General features: G+C 45.7%; 15 protein-coding genes. 10 read left to right on the plus strand and 5 right to left on the minus strand.

Annotated elements, in window-relative coordinates:
* Positions 1–357: 357 nt before the first annotated feature.
* The 3 genes from BGP75_RS26430 (at position 358) to BGP75_RS26440 (ending at position 3970) form a co-directional block, all read left to right on the plus strand.
* On the plus strand, positions 358–1761 hold the full coding sequence (locus tag BGP75_RS26430; protein ID WP_076721924.1) for an FAD-dependent oxidoreductase: 1404 nt from the start codon (positions 358–360) through the stop codon (positions 1759–1761).
* A gap of 141 nt (positions 1762–1902) precedes the next feature.
* Positions 1903–2499, plus strand: a complete 597-nt coding sequence (locus BGP75_RS26435; protein ID WP_076721925.1) for a hypothetical protein — start codon at positions 1903–1905, stop codon at positions 2497–2499.
* On the plus strand, positions 2417–3970 hold the full coding sequence (locus BGP75_RS26440; RefSeq protein WP_233153035.1) for a hypothetical protein: 1554 nt from the start codon (positions 2417–2419) through the stop codon (positions 3968–3970). Before BGP75_RS26435 ends, BGP75_RS26440 begins: the two co-directional genes overlap by 83 nt.
* A gap of 12 nt (positions 3971–3982) precedes the next feature.
* Here the strand turns inward: BGP75_RS26440 and BGP75_RS26445 are convergent, their stop codons facing one another.
* Both BGP75_RS26445 and BGP75_RS26450 read right to left on the minus strand, forming a co-directional pair.
* A complete protein-coding gene (locus tag BGP75_RS26445) occupies positions 3983–5470 on the minus strand; it encodes an FMN-binding glutamate synthase family protein (RefSeq protein ID WP_076721927.1) in 1488 nt (495 codons plus the stop codon).
* A 198-nt stretch (positions 5471–5668) separates the two neighbouring features.
* Positions 5669–6022: a HopJ type III effector protein gene (locus BGP75_RS26450; RefSeq protein WP_076721928.1), complete on the minus strand. Its 354-nt coding sequence runs from the start codon at positions 6020–6022 to the stop codon at positions 5669–5671.
* A 395-nt stretch (positions 6023–6417) separates the two neighbouring features.
* Here BGP75_RS26450 and BGP75_RS26455 point away from each other — a divergent pair, with 395 nt between their 5' ends.
* From BGP75_RS26455 to BGP75_RS26480, 5 genes are all read left to right on the plus strand, one after another.
* Positions 6418–9105 carry an EAL domain-containing protein gene (locus BGP75_RS26455; protein WP_076721929.1) on the plus strand — a complete coding sequence of 896 codons (2688 nt, stop codon included), beginning with the start codon at positions 6418–6420 and terminating at the stop codon, positions 9103–9105.
* A 265-nt stretch (positions 9106–9370) separates the two neighbouring features.
* A complete protein-coding gene (locus BGP75_RS26465) occupies positions 9371–10771 on the plus strand; it encodes an SPOR domain-containing protein (RefSeq protein WP_158070185.1) in 1401 nt (466 codons plus the stop codon).
* Between the two features lie 199 nt (positions 10772–10970).
* Positions 10971–12362: an ATP-dependent RNA helicase DbpA gene (gene dbpA / locus BGP75_RS26470; RefSeq protein WP_076721932.1), complete on the plus strand. Its 1392-nt coding sequence runs from the start codon at positions 10971–10973 to the stop codon at positions 12360–12362.
* 131 nt (positions 12363–12493) lie between these two features.
* Complete coding sequence (locus BGP75_RS26475) at positions 12494–13807, plus strand: DUF945 family protein (protein ID WP_076721933.1); 1314 nt, start codon at positions 12494–12496, stop codon at positions 13805–13807.
* Between the two features lie 192 nt (positions 13808–13999).
* A complete protein-coding gene (locus BGP75_RS26480; protein WP_076721934.1) occupies positions 14000–15778 on the plus strand; it encodes an SLC13 family permease in 1779 nt (592 codons plus the stop codon).
* 72 nt (positions 15779–15850) lie between these two features.
* Here the strand turns inward: BGP75_RS26480 and BGP75_RS26485 are convergent, their stop codons facing one another.
* Entirely contained in the window at positions 15851–16312 is a 462-nt protein-coding gene (locus BGP75_RS26485; protein WP_076721935.1) for a GNAT family N-acetyltransferase, read from the minus strand.
* A 239-nt stretch (positions 16313–16551) separates the two neighbouring features.
* Here BGP75_RS26485 and BGP75_RS26490 point away from each other — a divergent pair, with 239 nt between their 5' ends.
* Positions 16552–17859 carry an ATP-binding protein gene (locus BGP75_RS26490; RefSeq protein WP_076721936.1) on the plus strand — a complete coding sequence of 436 codons (1308 nt, stop codon included), beginning with the start codon at positions 16552–16554 and terminating at the stop codon, positions 17857–17859.
* 53 nt (positions 17860–17912) lie between these two features.
* Here the strand turns inward: BGP75_RS26490 and BGP75_RS26495 are convergent, their stop codons facing one another.
* Entirely contained in the window at positions 17913–18080 is a 168-nt protein-coding gene (locus BGP75_RS26495; RefSeq protein WP_076721937.1) for a DUF3012 domain-containing protein, read from the minus strand.
* Between the two features lie 232 nt (positions 18081–18312).
* On the opposite strand from BGP75_RS26495, the gene BGP75_RS26500 reads away from it, so the two are divergent.
* On the plus strand, positions 18313–19086 hold the full coding sequence (locus BGP75_RS26500; RefSeq protein WP_076721938.1) for a TIGR01458 family HAD-type hydrolase: 774 nt from the start codon (positions 18313–18315) through the stop codon (positions 19084–19086).
* 61 nt (positions 19087–19147) lie between these two features.
* Here the strand turns inward: BGP75_RS26500 and BGP75_RS26505 are convergent, their stop codons facing one another.
* A complete protein-coding gene (locus BGP75_RS26505) occupies positions 19148–22366 on the minus strand; it encodes a bifunctional diguanylate cyclase/phosphodiesterase (protein WP_143821203.1) in 3219 nt (1072 codons plus the stop codon).
* Between the last annotated feature and the right edge of the window lie 14 nt (positions 22367–22380).

Consider the following 22380-nt stretch of genomic DNA (forward strand, 5'->3'; position numbering starts at 1 on the left):
TCAATCGTCGTTTTTCTTTAAACGTTGGTTAGTATGCCAAAGGCCTGGTTGCAATACCCCAGGCCTTTTCTTTGGAAGCCCCATAAACGCAAGTCATTATGTTCTTTGGGGAGCCAAAGAGCTACGGGTGGTTTTCTTAACGAAAAACCTTAGTGGTCATCTGGACATAACAGATCGCAACACTAATAATTGCGATCCCGGTTTCGGCCATAGCTGATCATCATTACCATTTTTAAAAAATCATTTAGGTCAACTCCAATGACCTGGCATCAGTACTCAACAGCCTGGAGTTTCATCGCATATGGTCAGCGGAGTTTTCAGACTTGCTTAAAGCCAAAAGATTAAAGGTTAAGCTATATGACTAAATCATCAACCGTCGCAGTCCTCGGAGCTGGCCCTTCTGGATTGATGGCTGCGTGGGAGCTAAACAAGGCTGGGTTTCGCGTGATTCTCATTGAATCATCCTCACAGGTTGGTGGGATGGCAGCCACACAAACATACACCGGCAAACATGGAAGCTATCGTTTCGACTACGGTGGCCATCGTTTTATTACACGTAACCAGGAACTACTGAACTTCGTTGAATCTCTGATGGGCGATGAGCTGTTGCTCTCATTCAGAAAGAGCGCCATCAGGCTGGATGGAAGAACTTACCAATATCCATTGGCTATCAATGATCTGCTCAAAAATGCTCCTTTGTCTCTGCTTGCCGGAGCAACCAGGGATTTGCTCTGTCAGCTGCCGTTCCAGACTCCCACTCAAGACCGAAACACAGCCAGTTTTGCCGAATGGATAGAGAGCCGTTTTGGGACCACCTTGTACCAGAATTTCTTTGCCGGATATACCGAAAAACTGTGGGGAATCAGCCCCAGAGAATTGTCCGCTGATTGGGCTGCCCAACGAATCAGCCTGCTGGACCTGAAAGACGTGGCACAACGGTTAATTCCCAGAAAGGGGGACACGCCGAGAACCTATGCCCGTAAATACCGATACCCAAAGCTCGGCTTTGGACGAATTTTTGATCGATTAGCCGAAAAACTGGTCGATGATGGCGTGGAACTGTTACTGAATCACTCTGTAACAGGCCTGAAGATGGAAGGTAAAACACTGAAAGCGGTGCACTCTGATAATATCGAGATACCGGTAGACCAGGTTATCTCAACGCTTCCGCTACCAATGATGGCAGAGTTTTTGGAAATTCCTCATCAACTGGGATATCGATCACTTCGATTCTTCAATATGCCAATGGCGACTGAAAACATTTCAGATAACACCTGGCAGTATCTTTCTGATCCTGGAATTCTGGCCACTCGTTTACAGGAACCTCGTCGGAGATCCCCCTACATGGCTCCTGAAGGACATACCTCCCTTATGCTGGAGATACCCTGTTTTGAGGACGATGAAACATGGTCAATGACAAACGAGAAACTCCTCCCCAGAGTGCTAACTGATCTACGCGCACTGGGAGTCGACACTGATAAATCGACCGGGGAATATTTTAGCTGCCATACGGCTCACGCCTACCCGATGATGCGAATGGGATATCAACAGGAACGTCGTCGGGTCATTCAACAACTGAACAGCATACCCAATCTTATTATGACGGGCCGACAGGGCACATTCCGTTACATTTTCACAGATACAGCAATGGAAATGGGCCAACTGGCTGCCCGCAGCCTGATAGAAAAACAAGACAGACGAGAGGAAATTTTTGATTTTTGTAACGAACCTACGGTTATTGAAACCCAGAGCGTTGCCTGAATGTAACCCTTTGGTTTTCAATCACCCGAGCATTGATTATTGCAAAAGACCGACTTGAACGCGGCTGCCAATGAGTGCTGAATGAACTCGGCAGCAACAATAATTGATACAAAAAATCAGCCCTAAGGAGAAAGCAGGTCTATGTATAACCCCTTACTGAATCGCTTGCTTATTGTCGTTTCGTTATTTTTGTTCAGTGTCCAGAGCTATGGGTATTCCTATTCTGCTGCCGGTAAAGAACCCTTTCTGGAAGGCTGGGTAGAAATCAGTAAAGCATTACACGAGCAGAATAAAGATCACGCCAGAAAAGTACTTGAGCAGCTTAATGACGAATTGGTCAACCTGGAAAGTGAAGCAGACATTGCGCTTGTATGGCGACTCAATAGCGCGGTTGAGAATCAGGATCTGACAGCAACAGGTCAGGTTTTCAGTGAGATATTCACCGCTGTTATCGCGGCTCGCCTGGAGCTGGCCCAATCTGAGATTAACGCCTATCAGACAGCCAAGGTCCATGTAGCCAAGAGTAAACGCTTTCTGGATCTGCTTCTGAACGACACTGATCTTCTTGCTACCCGTCTAACCACAACGCAAAAGTTAAAAGTTCGAAATGCCATTGATAACTGTCTGAAATCACTAGGTAGTCCGGGGCTCTTCGGTGCTGGTCAGCAACCCGCTGACCTATCTGTATTTAAAGCGTCCCGCACTGACCTGTTGCATCAGCTACGTGCAGCCCAATAACCACATATCACTCCCTCCCCGCAACGCTGTAGCTGTATGGAGTGCAACTATAGCGGTGTGGGCTGCAATGCTTACCGGTACAGCACTGGGAGCGTTCTGGCTATGGCAACAACCCGACCTGCTGGCCTCAGATGATGCCCTGTTCTTCAGCCGAGGCCTAACGTTTTTCAGCGTCATGGAGTTTTCTCCCCACTTCCCTGGCTATCCAGGCTTTATCTGGCTTGGGCAGGCGCTACTCTCAATTACTGAGAATTCAACTGAAGCAATACTGTTCGCGACCCGAAGTTCCTCTTTACTGCTTCCCTGGCTGAGTTATGGCTTGCTAAGAGCTGTGGGATGCTCACCAACCAATGCTCTACTTGGTTTTTTACTCTGTATCACCGAGCCACTGCTGCTGGGCTTAGGCCTGCAAGGCCTATCTGAATCCCCCGCTCTTTGCTGGCTGGCAGCAGCATGCTGGCTTATTTACTGCCGACAATATTCTCTGACGGGACTGGTATTTGGAGTCTGTTTAGCAACTCGCCCCTCTTATGCGCCAATAGTACTTCCGTTAATACTGTGGTTTATTTATTACCTACCTGAATGTCGAAGAAGACTCTTGTTCGGCGTTGGATTTATCGCATTGATCTCTCTTGGGTTTGTACTGGCCCATGACGGTACCGGCTATTTTATAGAAGGTTGGCGATTTATTGATGGGCATTTCAGTCTCTGGGGTAACAGTATGCTCATGAAATCCCAGCAACAAAACTGGTATCAAACGGTCTCGGGCTACTACGGCAACGGTCTGGTCCTGTTGATAGCGCTTGCCGGTATAGCAGCTGCAACGTTATTTTCTCTGCTAAACAAGGCCTTCTTATACAAGCATTCTGCAGACCTGGAAAATAGTCCCGAGCCCCCTGTATCAATAACACCCACAAAAAACTCCCGGAATCCGGCCAAGCGCATCGAATTTCGTTATCTTAATCCAGAACTTTTGATCACAACCATATTGTTGATCTCCGGTTTAACATGGACGCTGATTGCACAAAATCCTGATAACCTGCGACACCTGGCCCCCATTATCTGGACAGGTATCATTCTGATTTGTTTATTACTAAATAAGGTCAATCACTCTATACAATGGCTGGCTGCAATTGTTCTGACCGGCGCCAGTATCTGGCATATGCAACTGCAACTGCGCTGGAATCCCACAGCTCCGGCTATCCATCAAGCAATGGAATGGCTCTCTGACCGTCAGCCAAGCATACTGGTCAGCAATCATGGAATAGAACTGTTACGCCACAATTTACCCGCGTTTGCAGTGGCAGATGCTTATTATCCAGGCACAGCCAAACGCATAATTGATCAAGGGGGATGGCGGCTCTCCGCCACTCAGCTGGACCATTCAAACCTGCTGTTAACAGCCAGATTTCTCGCCCGCTCCCCTGCTGATAAGCCCCTGTGGATTTACCATCAAGCCGTTCGAAAATAAGACAAAATCCACTTATCGGTCTGAACGGTAAAACTCATCCAAATCAACAGTACGTCCATTTTCAGTAACCACCCGCACATGACTGCGGCGTAACAGGCGTGGTTCTTTGACTCCACAAGAATGGGCAATCAGACCAACACCATAAACAATATACTTGTGGTAATTAGCGACTCTCGCGGCCTTATCTGCCGGATCCAATCCCTGCTGAAGACGCGGATTATGCGTGGTAATACCCGTAGGACAGGTATCCCTGTTGCACTGCATCGCCTGAATGCAGCCCAGTGAAAACATAAACCCTCTGGCCGATACGACAAAATCGGCGCCGACTGCCAGCGCCCATGCCACTTTAGAGGGCGTTATCAACTTTCCTGAGGCTATCACTTTGATACGTTCATTCAAGCCTCGTTCTCGCAATAAATTTGTCAGCACTGGAAGACTTTCGGTGAGAGGTAAGCCAACATCGTCCATCAGCGGTTGCGGGGCTGCACCGCTTCCACCGTCAGCGCTGTCTAATGTAAAGAAATCTGGTGCGCTCTGTATCCCTCTATTCTCGATTTCATCAAATAGTTGCTGCAACCACTCGATATTTCCAAGCACAGTTTTAAATCCCACCGGTTTACCGGTAACAGAGCGTATTCGTTGAATCATATCCAGCAAATCACTGGCGCTGCGAATATCCGGGTGTCCGTTCGGGCTGATAGAGGCCTTTCCCACAGAGATCCCCCTGATTGCTGCCACTTCCTCGGTAACTTTCCGGGCTGGTAATATCCCTCCTTTGCCGGGCTTGGCCCCCTGAGCCAGCTTTATTTCAAACATTTTCACTGCTTCCAGATCAGCAACTTCCTTCAGCTTTTGATCGGATAGATGACCAGATCCATCACAGACACCATATTTTGCGGTACCTATCTGGTATACCAAATCACAACCGGACTCCAGATGATAAGGGCTAACACCTCCCTCACCGGTATTAAGCCAGCAACCTGCTGCAGCGGCTCCTTTACCAAGCGCCTTAATCGCAGGTTTTGAAATAGCGCCATAGCTCATCCCTGAGATATGGAATATAGAGACTGTCTTGTAGGGTTTGGCACAATAAGGACCAATGGTTACGGCACCGGGTGGTACGGCATCCTCTTTTAAAGTTGGAAAAGCACAGTTCAAGAATAATATGCTTCCAGGAACACTTAGATTACGAGTGGAACCAAAGGCAATGGTTCTGTCGATATTTTTCGACGCCCGGTAGACCCAGCTTCGTTCTGCTCGATTAAAAGGCATTTCCTCCCGGTCCATTGCAAAAAAATACTGCCGAAAGAATTCCCCTTGCTTCTCAAACAGGTAACGAAATCGGCCAACAATTGGATAATTTCGACGTATGGCCTGTTTTGTCTGAGTGACATCAGCAATATAGAAGTAGATCAGCGTCAAAACGACAGCGCTAACCAACACCATAAACAACCCGGACATTAATTCCAGCCCGAAATTTAATACCGATCCGAGTTCCATATGCAGACTCCGCTGAAATAACCCTGAATATTGCAATTAACAAGCAACTCTCAAACATCGTGCGCCACTTAACCCTACATATCTCCTACCTGCATTTTCTGCTAAACGAACGATCCTAGATCCCCTGTTATGCCTTTAATCGTCGATGTGATTGATTGCATTGATATGCAGCCAACTGCACTGAGCAGTTGAATCCGACTAATCAGGCTCCAGAGCATCCCCTTCAAACCTAATTCCGCTCCATCCGTCACGTATAAAATTGCGGATGTTTGCATGATCGCTACCCTCTGGATGCTGCAACACATCTTCCCGATAGTAACGTCCAAACAACTTAAGCGTATGCACTTCACTCAGTTGATGAATCCGCGCAAAATTAAATATTTTGCATGAGCCTGCATTTTGACCGGCTTCGTTAAAGACCTGATGATCACCCAAACCATTACGAAATCCCATTGGGGTATAACTATAGTTTTTGTCGATAACTTCCATGGTCTGTTCAAATTCAATCAGATTCTCGGAATGTACTAAACTCAGGAACTGCTCCAGCGTCATATAATAATCCTCAGGCTATTAGGTAAGAGAAAAAAGCATAATCTGATCAAGGTGATTGCAGCAAAAATCTTAAACACATTAAATCCTTGCCCTGTACATACAAGGGTCTTATCTCGCTGAGAACATCACGGAATTATTCGAAGGTTCCTTAACTCAACGACTCCAGGTATTTTAGTCAAACAGACGACCTTACAAAGCTGACAGAAAAATAATTTTATTTCAATAAGATAAGTCTATCACCAGCCATTTTACCCGACAGCTTTCAAAAGCCGGTTGGCTTTATACATTAAAGATGTGGTATTTTGAACGCTTGTTCACGAACCTTTGCTGGCATTCAAGCCTAAATGGACGAAGCTTAAGCCGCTATAAGAATAATATAAGCATTAAGATTCTCTATGAGTGCAAGAAAGATTCTGGCCTGTTTGGCGTTAGCTTGCTGTACTATTGCAGCAATTAGTGCAACTCTGTACTTTCAACATGCCCATCGACTGGCAATGTCGAACACTTATAAGTCTGTCGAACACACTTCCAAGCTGCTGATGGGTGAATTTGAAATTTATCTGCAGGACCAGCAAAAAGCAGCCAAGCTATTAGCAGGAATACCGCAGATATCTGATCAGCTTAACGCTCCTGGCAACACCAACACCAAACAGTCAATCCAAATTCTTAATACCACCTGTGATGCTCTGGATGCCTCACTCTGTTATGTAATGAACCGGGACGGTACTGTTATTGCCAACAACACCAGCGCCTCGGCACCCTCCATCATCGGTAATAACTACGCTTTCAGACCCTATTTTAAGCAAGCGATTGAACATGGTCAGGCCACCTATATGGCGATGGGAATAACGACCCAAAAACGCGGGCTCTATTTCTCCAGCCAGGTGCGCTCTGCAAATGGAGAGATCATTGGCATTGTCGTCATCAAATACCCTACCCATCAAATAGAAGAGAATTTCTCTACCGGAGAGGGCATCTCAGCCCTGACTGACCCTAACGGAGTCGTTTTTGCCAGCACTCGTCAGGAATGGGCATTAAAGAGTTTGTGGCAATTAAGTGAGAACCAGGAGCGCTCTTTAATTAGCAGTCGTCAGTTTGGCGACCAGGCATTAAATACGCTGGGGTTCACTCAGGTGGCGAACAATATCGCCGCCGGTATTGATGGAACTGAATATCTGTTAGGGAGCCAGGAGGTACCCTCCCTACCCGGTTGGAAAATCCTGTACCTATGCAACCTGGACAAAATCCCCTACGGAATAGCGCTTGATAGTGGCGCGGCCTACAGCTTTGCCCTGTTTTTTTTGCTTAGCACCATCGCTGTTCTGACCCTTTATCGACTGGGTAGCAATGATATTAATAACCGGCTTAAGGCTGAGAAAGAACTCCAACAGAGCGAGGAACGACTCAAACAACTCATCGAAATATCCAGCGAAGCCATTTTGATTCATCATCAAGGGCGGATAATTGACGCCAACAGCATGGCAGAAAAACTATTTGGTTATAGCCAGGACGAACTTTCCAGATTACTGATCTGGGAAATGATGGACCCGGAGAGCATCGCCAAGGCAAGAGCTCATTATGTCGAAAATTACGAGTTACCCTACGAAGTAACCGCCATGCACAGGGACGGGACCTGCTTCCCAATTGAGATCTGTGCAAAAACCAGCTTTGTTAACGGACGCCAGTTAAGAGTTACCTGTGTACGGGACATTACCGAACGCAAAGAACAGGAACAACGAGTCATACACCAGGCTCATTACGATGCGCTTACCGGCCTTCCTAACCGAAATCTGATGCTTGACCGCTTAGACCAGGCAATAAAAAAGGCGCATAGACACGAGCAAAAAGCCATCGTTATGTTCCTGGACCTTGATGACTTTAAGAAGATTAATGATACCCTCGGTCACAGTACCGGCGACCAACTATTGCTGGCTGCCGGTAAACGTCTTCAGTCAATGTCCAGAGAAGGGGATACCCTGGCCCGCTATGGTGGAGACGAATTTATCCTGATTCTTGAGGATATTGATTCCCTGCTGGATGCGGAAGTTGTTGCTGAAAAGATGTTAAGAGCTTTGTCTCAGGAGTTTATTCTCGGAGATCAGTCTTTCTACATTTCTGCCAGTATTGGTATTGCGGTATATCCCGATGATGGTCAGGACGTCGATCAATTGCTGCAAAAAGCCGACACGGCTATGTATTGCTCTAAAGAAGAAGGCCGTAACACCTATCATTTTTACACGCCATCGATGAACCAACATGTTCAAGAACGACTTGAGATGGAACATCATTTAAGAACGGCACTGGAAAACAATGAATTCTACATTCAGTATCAACCGATTTACGATACCCAGAACGGAAACCTGATTGGTGCTGAGGCCCTGTTACGGTGGCAAAACCCAACGCTCGGATTTGTCGGCCCAGATGCTTTTATACCACTTGCAGAACAAACAGGACTGATAATACCCATTGGAAAATGGGTATTAAAACGAGTATGCGAACAAACCAAATTATGGCTTAACCTCGGCCTTAAAGACTTCCATGTTGCCGTGAATATTTCACCCCGACAGTTCCGGGACAATCAGCTCATGCCAACCATAAGACGTACACTGGCACAGACTAAATTACCAGCCGAGGCTCTGTGCATTGAAATAACAGAGGGTTTATTAATCAAGAATGACCAGGGGACCGTGCAAACGTTTAACGAGCTTAAATCTCTTGGTATCCATTTATCACTGGATGATTTTGGTACCGGCTACTCTGCTCTGAGTTACCTCAAAAAATTTCCGTTTAATAATCTGAAAATAGATCGCAGTTTTGTTATCGATCTGGTCAGCGACTCCAGTGACCGGCAGCTTATTCAAGCAACGGTTGCTATGTCGCAGGGACTGGGATTAAGAGTCATCGCAGAGGGCGTCGAAGAAACGGCGCAGTTAGAATTCCTAAAGAGAACGGGTTGTGATGCAGTACAGGGATACCTGTTCAGTAAACCGCTAAACGCTGATGTTTTTACTCGAACAATTGTACAAACAGCAACATTCAGCAATCTGAGCGAAGCCTGTTTTGTAAATCCGCGTCCTCATTGATAGATTCAAGCAGCGATCGGATATTCGGTCCCTTCGATTCACCAGGCCAAGATCCCGGCAGCCCCAGGCGATAAATTACTGTCTATGCAACTAGGCGAAGGCCTGACAATTTGCTACATTCTTGTCTCAAAAATAACCTAACGCCTCATACCACCGCATCCGGTTGATATCGCCCTTAACGAAATAACTTAGGTGGTAGAACCGAATTGACGTAATGGTGAACCAAATTGACATGGCGGCGAGACCGAATTGGAATAACTTCTCAGTGAACCCTTTGATACACTCTTCTTTCGCATCTGCCTTAGCCATAACTTCGTTGATGGTTTTGTCACTCCCCGTCCAGAGTCAAGAAATATCCCATTGTAATAAGGCTTTCTCGACTAAAGACTACGAGAAAGTTATACAGACCTGCCGTCAGGATGCAGAGAAAAATAACGCTCAGGCCGCCTTTCAAATGGGTGAGGCCTATGAGTATGTTAAGGGCGGTATGCGTGATGGTCAGGAAGCCTCAAAGTGGTATCTGATTGCTGCTAAACAAAACCACCCTCTAGCCCAGAGAAATTTAGCAGGTCTTTATGACAGCGGCTTTGGAATTCCAAAGGACAGCTGGCAGGCATTCAAATGGTACAAAGCGGCTGCCGAACAAGGGCAGCCTCACAGCCAGCTGATGACCGGCATGATGTATCTGGATGGAGCAGGTACGATAAAAGATCCGGTGCAAGGATTGGCCTGGATTGAAAAAGCGGCCAAATCCGGGGAAGCAAACGCACAATACATGTATGGAAAAATCTTATACGAAACTGATCCGGTTACAGCACTCGAGTGGTACCAGAAATCAGCCAGTCAAAACAACAGCTATGCTCTGTATCGCTTGGGGCTGCTCTACTATCGCGGAGAACAGATCGGACCAGACATGGCCACTGCGTTAGACTACGCCGAACGATCGCTAGCGGGGGGGCATACCCGGGCAGCCTTACTTAAACAAAAGATTCTTGAAAGCTCTCCTTCATTAGCAACAGAGCCTCCATCATTAACCGCACCCGTTCTGTCTCAGGCAACCACTTCTTCTGTATCTCAGGCTAAGATGCCGACGGTCTCAATAACACAACAAACGAAACTGCATTCAGTTAACAACAAACCGGAACCCGTAGCTGACGCCTCAACGGTAAGTCCTGAAATTGCCAAAGTTTCAGTAACCAACAGGGTCGTATCATCTTCCAATGCAGCGAAAAGGGAATCTGATGCAGTCGCTCCCCAGAGCCCTGCCAAACAGATTTCAGCAGTAACCAGCCCCCCCGTTTTAACACCGGAAAGTTCAGCCTCTTCCGACACTAAGCGAAACCTTTCGCCAACAACCGTAATCAGTGATCAGAAAAACTGGTTAATGGAACAGCCCTCCGAACATTACAGCATTCAGCTGGCCCAAATGCGCAAACTCAGCAGCATTCAACGATTCTTTGAACAATATGGTTTAAGAGAGCAATCCCAACATTACCGATCAAATTTCAAATCCGGACCAATGTATGTTCTTTTATTCGGCAGCTACCCTACGCTTTCAGCGGCCAGGGCAGCAGAAAAAAAGCTACCGGAAAAGGTACGGAGCATGAAACCCTGGATTCGAAAAATCAGCAGCTTGCAAAAAAGCTATAAACCAGTCAAAGAATAATACAGCACACTATCGCCAACAGAGCAGTATTCATCAAATATTACTGCTATCTACGAATACCGGGGGATTACTCCGCTTAACCGCATTCCTGAGATTTATCTGTCGGCTAAGAAAAGTTAGCTCATAAAAAAAGGATTCATCCCCATATTCTGCTATACTTCTGCGCCTTAACGTCCCCCTCCCTTTTGAGTTTTCCCCTGTGACCGATCAGACAACATCGCTAGATTTCGCTTCATTAAAACTACCCAAGGCTCAGCTCGAAAATCTCAACACCCTGGGTTACCAGCAAATGACTCCTATCCAGGCTAAAAGCCTGCCTTCAGTGATCGCGGGGGAGGATCTGATAGCTAAGGCAAAAACCGGAAGCGGCAAAACAGCAGCTTTTGGGATAGGTATGCTGGAATCAATTAATCCGCGTTTTTTTGCACCTCAGTGCCTGGTGCTCTGTCCAACCCGCGAACTGAGCACCCAGGTCGCAACGGAACTTCGTCGCCTCGCGCGCTACAGACAAAATCTGAAAGTTCTTACTCTCTGCGGTGGTCAGCCGATCGGCCCGCAGATTGGCTCTTTGGCTCACGGTGCTCATATTGTGGTTGGAACCCCTGGCAGAATCGCAGATCATCTGCGAAAGAAAACCCTGGACTTAGCTAACATCAGAACACTGGTGCTCGATGAAGCTGACCGAATGCTGGATATGGGCTTTATCGAAGCCATCGAAGGAATTCTTGTACACACCCCGGACAACAGACAAACCTTATTGTTTTCTGCAACCTATCCAGAGCAAATACGGATCTTAAGTCAAAATTTCCAATCCTCCCCAGTGGAAGTGTCTGTTGAATCGGTACATCAACAAACTCAGATCCAGCAATTTTTTTATTCAGTAAATGCCGATAACAAACTAAAAACACTGATCGATCTTCTCGGACACTTTCGACCCGTTTCAACAGCAATATTCTGCAACACAAAGCAACGCTGTAACGATGTCAGTGAGTTTTTACAACAACAGGGCTATTACGCACTGGCACTTCATGGGGATTTGGACCAGAAAGAACGAGATCAGGTGCTGGTGCAGTTTTCCAATCAGAGTAGTTCAATTCTTGTAGCAACCGATGTCGCAGCAAGAGGCTTGGATATCGATGATTTGGCCGCTGTTATAAATTTTGAGTTGTCGCGACAAGCAGATGTTTATGTTCATCGAATTGGAAGAACAGGACGTGCAGGCAAAGAAGGTCTGGCATTGAGTCTCTACAGCGACTCAGAAAGTTATAAGCTGGCGATGATAGAAGAGTATATCGGTCAGGACGTTATTCGTAAGACCAGCGACGAATTAAAATCAGCCAGTCGGGATATTCCAAAACCCAGAATGACCACTATATGTGTAGGAGCCGGACGCAGACAAAAAGTCCGTCCTGGCGATATTCTTGGAGCCCTTACCGGGGATGCAGGAATAGCCGGCGATCAGGTCGGTAAAATAAACGTTTTCGAAAACTGGACATACGTGGCTATTACCAAAAAGTTCGCCGAAAAAGCACTTGGACGACTCATTAACGGAAAAATCAAAGGTCGTAAGTTTAAGGTAAGAAAACTGTAAACTGATTCACAACACTGAAAAGACTCCCTGTCTAAAATAGCGAAGACTGCTAAGATACCGCCGATTCCAATTTCCAATGGATACTGTATGCTTTGTCTTCGCAGCCACATAACTGAAAGGAATATCGATTTATGAAGAAGGGTTTAGCAGCGGGAGTATTATCTCTTCTAGGAGTCTCTGCCGCATATCTGGCCGGAGTCTATTACTCCGGGGTTGAAGCGAATCAGTATCTAGAACAAACCGTCGAACGGATGAAACTTCAAACTCAAGGTCAGGGAACAATCAGCCTTGAGTCAAGCAAAGGCTTTTTTTCATCAAACCATAAGCTGCTTTATACATTTGCAGAGCTACCGCCAAATGTTGAAACCTGGTTAGGCGGCAAAGAGATACCTTTTGATCTGCAAATACAACACGGGTTTCTTAGTGCCAATTCTAATTTGATTCTTGCGCCCGGTGTTGTTACTGAAAAATTAAAAACCTATCAGAAAGACCCACAGCAACAACCTCTGGAACTGATGGCCGATCAGCAATTCAACCCCTTCTCGCAACAGCTTTCGGTACAAGCGGACTTTACAACAGACGGTTTTCTAATTAAGGAAGATGATCAGACAACCGCTGACATCGGTGCTCTACAGATGTCGATGGAACAGCAGGCGAGAGATTTTTCCATCGAGTTTCAAATCGCAGATACCAAAATTGAAGCCCCCCAGCTGCAGCTCGAACTCTCAGGAATCAGTGGTACTGAATCGGGACGTCTGGATCACGATGATCCAATGAAAGCCGTCATGTTTGAATCCATGTCAGCCCTTTTCGATATTCAAAAAATTCATATTGGAAATCCGCAGTTTAAAGCAGAAATCGAAGCACTTAATGTCGATATCCAACAGGAAATCGAACAAGGCCGACTGATAACCAAGGTTGGATATCAGGCCGAAGCGATAACAGTATCCCCGGAGAATAAAAAGCAACTACTGTTAAATCAACCCGTTATTAAGCTCGTTATTGATTTGGATTACCTCGCCACAAGAGAATTCACTATCCAGCTTCAACAGATGGAACATACGCCTGAAGCAGTCGACCAGCAGATGGAAAATATGCTTTCCCTCTCTGACAAGCTTACGGGTAAAGGGATTGGTTTGGATCTGGATGAAGTAGCCGTTAGTTGGAGTGGTGAAAAGGCATCTGGCAGCGCAGAACTGGATGTAGCTCCATTTTCTGTATCCACGGCTATGGAAAATCCTATGTTAATGCAGCAAAAATTGACTCTTAATGCCCAACTTCGAGTACCAGCGAAAATGCTTGAGATGATGCCCGGCTACAATCCGCAGGATATTGAAGGCATGCTGAGCATGGGATTCATTCAAAAGCAGGATGATGATTATCTCACCGAACTGCAGATCAAGGATGGCACCATCACATTGAACGGAAACCCGATGCCAATGTAAATTTGACTTCAAATGTTAGGTGCTGATTGAGTCAAACCGGTCAGCACCTGCCTTGTAAAGACAGCAACCTCGCTCAACAAGCCCTCTAGGCCCACACAGAACCTGATTGACTTATTCGCAAGTCCTCTTTCATCAGTGGCAACAGGCCTTTCGAGAAAAGCCCAAACAATCTAACGGACAAGGGTTGTCAACATGAATATTGATCAGTCAATTGTAGCGATAATTTTGCTATTAACGCTGGTACTTTTCATTTGGGGAAGGTATCGACACGATGTGGTTGCCGGTATTGCCCTATCCCTTTGTGTTCTTACAGGGTTGGTTACTACAGATCAGGTATTTTCCGGCTTCGGTCATCCGGCAGTTATTACCGTAGCAGCCGTATTGGTGATTTCAGAAGCACTGCGCAGATCCGGTGTAGTGGATATGCTTGCCCAGAAAATATTGCCCTATACTGAACATCCGTTTAGCCACATTTTTGTACTTACTGCCGTTGTTACCATAGCTTCAGCGTTTATGAACAACGTTGGAGCACTTGCACTCATGCTCCCCGTGGCTTTAGCCACCTGCGCTAAACATAACCGTTCACCGGCAATGATTTTAATGCCGCTGGCCTTTGGCAGCATACTTGGGGGAATGACCACAGCAATAGGAACTCCACCTAATATTATCATCGCCATGATTAGAGCGGATGTTAGTGGAGAAGCGTTTAACATGTTTGACTATTCTCCCGTCGGTGCCGCAGTGGCCATTGCCGGAGTACTCTTCATCACACTTATCGGCTGGCGGCTGATTCCCGCCGCAAGGCTTAGCCGCAGTAGCCCAGAACAACTTTTTGCCATCAGTGACTATCTGACTGAAGTGATTATCACCGAAGACTCCAGTCTGGTTGATCAACCAATCGAGAAAATAGAAGGTCTCACCGACAGTTCAATTGAAATTATCGGACTCGCCCACCGCCATGGTAAAACCATGTCCCTAAAACATGGCTACTTGCTGAAAGCCGGTGATATTTTAATCGTGCAAGGTGATCCGTCTGAGATTCAGCCGTTACTTGAAAAGAATGACCTGGAATTAATCACCAGCGCCGATAAGAAATTTGCGGAACTGACCCGGGGTGACCTCGTACTTGTCGAAGGCGTTATCAAAGCAGGCTCAATACTGGAAGGGAAAGGCGTCCCCTTCTTACGACGTCGTAGCGGTAGTTCACTCGCCCTGATTGGTCTGGCTAGACAGGGTCAGCGTATTCGCCGCAGATTACGTCGACAGACTTTTCAGGCCGGTGATATATTGTTATTACAAGGGGCAGCCGACAATGTTGACGAGCAGATCAGTGTGCTCGGCATGATTCCTCTCGCAGAAAGAAACCTTAATATTGGCCAACCGAAAAAAATTGCTGTGGCCCTCACTATCTTTGCCCTGGCCATTGCACTGGGCGTTGCAAAAATTCTCCCTCTGGCCATTGTCTTTGTTCTGGCGGTCCTGGTTTACGTGCTTTTGGACATCCTGCCTGTACTTAACCTTTACGATGCCATCGACTGGCCGGTCATTATTCTTCTCGCCGCGATGATACCGGTTGGAGGAGCAATAGAAAGTACCGGACTGACTCAGATACTGGCCTCTACCGTACTTGGCGTAACCGAAGGGCTCCCGGTATATCTTATTGTTGGATTGGTGCTGGTAGTCACAATGTTTTTGTCAGATATCATCAACAATGCAGCCACAGCCGTAGTTATGGCCCCGTTGGCCTATGGTATCGCCAATGGACTGCAATTAAATCCCGACCCATTCTTTATGGCCGTAGCCGTTGGTGCCTCCTGTGCTTTCCTCACACCTATTGGTCATCAGTCAAACACCCTGGTACTTGGTCCCGGAGGTTATCAGTTTGGCGATTACTGGAGAATGGGGCTCCCTCTTGAATTTTTAATCGTTATATTAGCCGTCCCACTGATTTTGCTCGTCTGGCCGGCATGATGTTAATCAGAATCAGGGAACCAATAAGTCCGTTGTGTTCTCTGTAGGCTTTCAGAGGCCGAATAGCGTTGTTCATTGGTCTCTGGGAGCAGATAGAATCTTCTCCATTCCGATAGTGGCTCCATCGTTCCGTTTTTCAGCAAACCCTAAGCGCTGATAAAGCTGATAAGCGGGGTTAGAGGCGAAAACACGAAGGCGCAGAGCCCTATAGTTACGTCGGAGAAGCGTTGTTTCAAATTGCTTTATTACCCATGAACCAATCCCTTTGCTTTGATACTCCGGCAATAACTGAATATCGCGGATATATGCTACATCCGCTTCAAATGATAGACAGATGATTCCTATCTCATTATTCCCTGTCTTTAGAATATAGCTTTCATATTCTGACAGGAATTGTCGAAACTGTTGTCTGTTAAAACCTAACTCATGCTGTTGATAATATACGGCCATGTTTTCCCGTACTATTTCCTCAGCAAAAGAAAACCCCGTATTACCCAGTCTTTCAAAACTGATATCAATGCTCCCCTGCCCCATATAGCAGCTCCCTTAAACGATTAATAACGGCATGGATGGCCGTTTAATCTGAACTTCTGCCGATTATAAATCACCCGTTTCGGAGGCTACCTTATTTTCCGGTGAAACAAGCTTGACTGATCTGCTTTTACCAAAGAGTTTATAGTGTTTAAAGTTCTGGCTTTAATTTCTTTCTAATCCTCCTTTATCTCTCGAATACGACTATCCTTAGATGGAAAAGGACAGGTGAGAGGCAGAGTATGCTCGACTCTAAGGAAGATGGGGCGGTTCCAGCCCCCAGAGGACAGCAACAAATATTGATTATTGATGATGCACCGGCAAACATCGGTGTTCTGGTCAGCCAATTGGCTGATCAAAATTATCAAATATCTGTGGCACGAGGTGGCGAAGAAGGGTTGAAGCGAGCCAGGCGGATAAACCCTGACATTATCTTGCTGGACGTATTGATGCCAGGAATCGACGGCTATGAAACCTGCGCACGACTAAAAAAAGATGATAAAACTAAAGCCATCCCTGTTGTGTTCATGAGCGCACTGGATGACACCCAAGCGATTGTCAATGGATTAAGTGCCGGTGGCGTTGACTTTATCTCCAAGCCCTTTCACCTGGAAGAAGTAAGAGCCCGGATAGAAACTCATTTAAGTATAAAAACCCTCCAAACTCAGCTGGCAAGAAAAATAGATCAGCTTCAACAGGAAGTCACCACCCGAAAAAGTACCGAAGAGCAATTAAAGAAGGCCCATCAACAGCTGATGCAGTCTGAAAAAATGTCGGCAATCGGGCAACTGGCTGCTGGAGTCGCACACGAAATCAACAACCCTGTAGGCTACATTCATTCAAATATTTCCACCTTGGGCGCCTATTCCGCCGACCTGCTTAAAGTCATTTCTGCCTATGAAACTCTCGAAAAAACTCTGACCCGTGATACCCATTTACAGGCACTTGAAGAAATCAAAAAATCGGTCGATCTGGATTATCTTAAAACGGATATGATTGAGTTACTTCAGGAGACTAATGAAGGCCTTGATCGTGTCACCAAAATTGTTCAGAGCCTGAAGGACTTTTCACGCCCTGGAACAGATGATTGGCAAATTGTCGATCTCCACAAATGTCTGGAGAGCACGTTAAATGTCGCCCAAAACGAACTGAAGTATAAAACCACTGTAGTTAAGAATTACGAGGGCATAAGGGATATTGAGTGCATTCCCGGTCAAATCAATCAGGTTCTGATGAACTTGTTGGTTAATGCGGCCCAATCTATCGATACAGCTGGAACAATTACTATCTCAACACTTCAAACAGATGAAACCGTAGTCATTCAAATCGAAGACTCCGGCAGCGGGATACCGGAAGAGAACCTAACTCATATTTTTGAACCTTTTTATACGACAAAGCCAATAGGGAAAGGAACCGGCCTGGGCCTGGCTATATCTTACGGAATAGTCAACAAGCATAATGGAACGCTAAAAGTAGAGAGTGAGGTAGGAAAAGGCACGAAATTCATCATTACCCTTCCTACCCAGCAACCGCATCCTGCCCAAGAATAAAATCTGTCTTAGATTCTATTCTCATTTCAGTTTCAAGCTCACTCCTTAGTCAGCTACTTGAATATGCAGTGCTTTGCAAAGTCGGTTGCTTCACTGGCTGTCCAATCACCCTTATCCTTATCTTTCATATTCTGACACCAGGACTCACTGCCTATTTCAGGCGAGCAGCCGCCAAGGACAGAAGCCATAATCAACACAAACAGTATATGCTTCAAGGTCATCGTAAATTTCTCCAGTATTCTCTCTACTATGTGATTAGTCAGCGAGATAGTCTTATCGGCATAACCTCCTCTTGCTAAAGGACAATTATCAATGAAGTGTTCTATACTAAAAGCTGTCATCTTGGTTACAAAAAATGAAAAAACCGAGTAAATAACCACCGCCAGATTGAATCTGACTGTTATCGCTATTGATCGGAGTTTAGGGCTTTTAGGACAAAGAGCACTCTAACCTATGTATCAGGCAATATTTTTTGACCTTAGCGGCGTCCTCTATACCGGGAACGCAGCAATCCCCGGAGCAGTCGAAGCTGTCGCTCAAGCTCAGCGCAGTCGGTTAGCCATTCGATTTGTCACCAATACGTCCCGAAGAACAAGTAATCAAATTATCGGCGATCTAAAAAACTTAGGTTTTGATATTCCTCCAGAGCAATTATATACAGCTCCTATAGCAGCTAAACAATGGGTTAAAGAACACCAGCTCAGGCCTTATTGCCTTATCCACCAATCGATAGTTCCTGAGTTCTCTGATCTGGACCAACAAAACCCGAACGCCGTTATTATCGGAGATGCTGAAGAAAATTTCTGTTACAAAAAACTTAACTATGCATTTCAACTATGCAAAGCTGGTGCCCCTTTAATCGGAATTGGATGTAATCGCTACTTTAAGCTGGACGACCAGCTACATCTTGATGCTGGCCCTTTTATCAAAGCAATTGAATATGCATCGTCCTCAACTCCCATCATAATGGGAAAACCTTCCGCAGATTTTTTCAAGCAGATAGTAGCGACCACAGGAGTATCAGAAAATAGCGTACTGATGATCGGTGATGACATATTTGGTGATGTACAAGGTGCAATTAAAGCGGGCCTGTCAGGCTGTCTGGTAAAAACCGGTAAGTACCTTAAGGGCGATGAATTACTGATCCAGGAAAAATTTCATATTGCCGGGACGGTTGCAGAAGCGGTGAATCTCGCCCTTAATCAGGTTCGCGAAGAACCCGATTAGTTAACCCTTGCGCAGAAATCAAAAGATCATCCTCAAATCATCACCAACCCTTACGACCGTGCTATATCGCCTGCTCATAGCTTGAACCCTTTTTTAACAGTGCCGCGAACTCACTGGCGTCAACGGGCCTGCTGTAGAGATATCCCTGGCCCATGTCACACCCTTCCGCCTTAAGAAACAGCTCCTGCTCAGGTTCCTCAATACCTTCAGCAACCACCTGTAAGTTCATGCTATGACCCAGTGCTATAACTGACTTTGCAATCGCCGCATCATTGGGATCGTCGACAATATCCATCACAAAAGAACGATCAATTTTTAGCTTATTAATGGGTAACCGCTTAAGGTAACTGAGGGAAGAATAACCCGTACCAAAATCATCAATTGAAAGCTGAAGACCCAGATCTCTCAATTGATAAAGAATACGTGTAGCAAGATCGGGCTGATCCATGATAAAGCCTTCGGTGATTTCCAATTCCAGAAAGCTCGAATTACAGCCTGTTTGATCGATGATCTTTGCGAAGGTTTCAGGCAAGCTCTCCTGTTTTAACTGCCCCCCTGAAAGATTGACCGCCACACGAATCCCCTCCAGATTGACTTCTTTCGCCTCCATTTCTGCCAGATTTTTGCAAACATTTGTAAAAACCCATTCATCCACAGAAACAATCAGCCCAGCCTCTTCAGCAGTCGGCAAAAATCTATCCGGGCCTATCAGACCATGCTGAGGATGCTGCCAGCGGACAAGGGCTTCAGCTCCCATTAACCGCCCGCAAGCCAGATCATATTGCGGCTGATAATAGACAACAAACTGATTCTCATCCAAAGCAGCACGTAGGCTCGCTTCCATTTTAACCCGTTCATAGGCCTGGACAGTCATATCTTCTGTGTAAAAATGGAACGTATTACGGCCTTCATTCTTAGAACGATACATAGCGGCATCAGCATTTCTCAATAAAACTTCGGCGCTAGTACCATCCTGAGGATAGAAGCTGATACCGATGCTGGAGGTTACATAGAATCGATGTTCATTCGCCTCGAAAGGCATATTAAGTGAATCAAGTATTTTCAATGCAACATTTGCTGCATCCTGTGCGCTATCAATGGAATCCAGAATAAGGGTGAATTCATCCCCTCCCAGTCTGGCGATGGTGTCAATCTGTCTGACCGTGGATGTTAAGCGCTCGGCAAAGGATTTTAACAACATATCCCCCGCAATATGCCCCAAGCTGTCATTAATACTTTTGAAACGATCAAGATCAATAAAGAATAGCGCGAGCTTCTTCCGTGAACGCTTGGCTTTATGTATCGCATGTTCTAAACGATCGACAAACAGCAAACGGTTAGCTAAACCGGTTAATGGATCATGATGGGCTAAATGCGCCAAGCGACTCTCTTTATCGCGCAGCTCATCCATAATGTTAAAATACTCTGATACATCTCTAAAATTCCAAACGCGTCCGACCACTTCATTTCCCAGCAGCTGAGGCTGAGAATGACATTCAAACATGCGCCCGTCTTTCAGTTTGAACACTTCATTGGTGATGGTTTTGGTCCCCTGGTGCGAACGACGGATCATCATTTTAAATTGTTTTCTATCCTGCAACTGCTGCAACACCAGAGGTAAAATCTGCTTTCCTGTTTTTTCTTTAATTTTCGATGCAGGAATATTGAAAAGCTGGCTAAACTTCTTATTAAAATTAAGAACCATCCCCTCCTGTGACAACGCCAGAATACCTTCTCCTGTAGACTCCAGAGTAGCCTCCAGCAATGAAAGAGTCTTCTTCTGCATTCTCTGCAGGTGACGTTCATGGGTTTTATCCCGAACTGACTTGAATAGATACTTACATCCCTGTCTCTGGAAAATACCGGTATGCACTTCCACAGGAAAGCGACGGCCATCACGACGCCGATGGTAAGTGTTAATCCATCCTTCGTTACCATCAACCTGCGGTGCTTCCTGTAAGGTAATCTCAAAGTCCTGCACACGTATTTTCTTTATTTCTCTTAGACTATATCCGTACAGGTCCAGAGCAACTCGATTTGCATCAAGACAAAGTCCTGTATCCTGGTCAAATATTAGTAATCCATTTAGTTCATTTTCAAAAACCTGATAAAACTTATCCTCACTCTCTTTCAACTCTGAATAGCTCAAATGGAGATCGTTAGCCATCTTGTTTAACGCTTCACCAATGGTGCTCCATTCACTAATATCATGAACACTTATCTGGTTAAGCAAACGGCCTTGCCGAAACTCTTCGATTCCACTGATGATCTGCTTCAGGGGTTGATTAATACTGGTTTTCACAATTTTAAATATAATCATCGCCAGAAGCAGCATAACACTGAGTGACAGCAACAGTACTGAGACCCCGGAAGAACGAACAATAGCCTCTAAGTCATCAGCCAGTTTGCGGACAGTCTGGTTCGTCTGCTCGTCAGTCTGCTCAATCGTCTTAAGCACCCCCTTCTTATGAACAGCCAGCGTCACCAGTGAATTTGAAATAAGCCCTATGCTGCTTTCCATGGCAAGAGAACTTGCACGGTATTCCGACAATAGCGCAGAAATCTGATCACCATACCCGGATATTTCCGGCGGTGATGCGGAAAGAGTTTCCAGTCTTAATAACAAATCATCGATCAGGGGTACGATTGATCTATCTGAAGGCTTTTTCAACGGCATCAAAAATGCCGACATCAGAGCTGCATTTTGCTTTTCAATTTGTAACAGACTCTGGCGGTAACCGGTAATCAAAGACATTACCTGACGGATATAAGGTGCATCCTCTCCTGCAATGGTGGCATTAATCAGCTGATTACTAACATCGGCCTCGAAACGGGACATAGTGATGTTAATGCTGCGATCCAGCTCGTTGAGATGATTATAGGTCCTGTTAACAGACTGGTATTGACCAATGATTTTATCTAACTGTCGAGTGAGTTCATTCAGCCGTTCTTTTAATTCAAGATTAGTGGTTGTTTGAGTAATCTGGCTGATTTCAAACTGCAGACGGTTCTGCGCGCTTGTTAATGAGGAACCATCTTTATCCATTAAAAAGCTGAGCTGATCGATGTCGCCAAAAACACTTAGTAATCCCCGGGTTACTTCAGAATTACTGATGACCCGGGACATCTGAGTGGTTGCAACATCTGTTGACAGCTCCTTCACCTGGAACAGGGATCCCAGCACCATAGTAGCTACGAGTACGAAAGCTAGGCTTATTAAAACCATGAGCATCAGCAGTTTTTTGCTGATTGAAATTCCATTCTTAAACGGATTATTCACCACACTGACTTCCT

The organism is Motiliproteus sp. MSK22-1 (assembly GCF_001968815.1).
Taxonomy (GTDB): domain Bacteria; phylum Pseudomonadota; class Gammaproteobacteria; order Pseudomonadales; family Balneatricaceae; genus Motiliproteus.

Excerpts from the sequence above, each read along its gene's own strand:
- BGP75_RS26430 (WP_076721924.1), top strand. The coding sequence starts at position 358 with ATGACTAAATCATCAACCGTCGCAGTCCTCGGAGCTGGCCCTTCTGGA.
- BGP75_RS26435 (WP_076721925.1), top strand. The coding sequence starts at position 1,903 with ATGTATAACCCCTTACTGAATCGCTTGCTTATTGTCGTTTCGTTATTT.
- BGP75_RS26445 (WP_076721927.1), bottom strand. The coding sequence starts at position 5,470 with ATGGAACTCGGATCGGTATTAAATTTCGGGCTGGAATTAATGTCCGGG.
- BGP75_RS26450 (WP_076721928.1), bottom strand. The coding sequence starts at position 6,022 with ATGACGCTGGAGCAGTTCCTGAGTTTAGTACATTCCGAGAATCTGATT.
- BGP75_RS26455 (WP_076721929.1), top strand. The coding sequence starts at position 6,418 with ATGAGTGCAAGAAAGATTCTGGCCTGTTTGGCGTTAGCTTGCTGTACT.
- BGP75_RS26475 (WP_076721933.1), top strand. The coding sequence starts at position 12,494 with ATGAAGAAGGGTTTAGCAGCGGGAGTATTATCTCTTCTAGGAGTCTCT.
- BGP75_RS26480 (WP_076721934.1), top strand. The coding sequence starts at position 14,000 with ATGAATATTGATCAGTCAATTGTAGCGATAATTTTGCTATTAACGCTG.
- BGP75_RS26485 (WP_076721935.1), bottom strand. The coding sequence starts at position 16,312 with ATGGGGCAGGGGAGCATTGATATCAGTTTTGAAAGACTGGGTAATACG.
- BGP75_RS26490 (WP_076721936.1), top strand. The coding sequence starts at position 16,552 with ATGCTCGACTCTAAGGAAGATGGGGCGGTTCCAGCCCCCAGAGGACAG.
- BGP75_RS26495 (WP_076721937.1), bottom strand. The coding sequence starts at position 18,080 with ATGACCTTGAAGCATATACTGTTTGTGTTGATTATGGCTTCTGTCCTT.
- BGP75_RS26500 (WP_076721938.1), top strand. The coding sequence starts at position 18,313 with ATGTATCAGGCAATATTTTTTGACCTTAGCGGCGTCCTCTATACCGGG.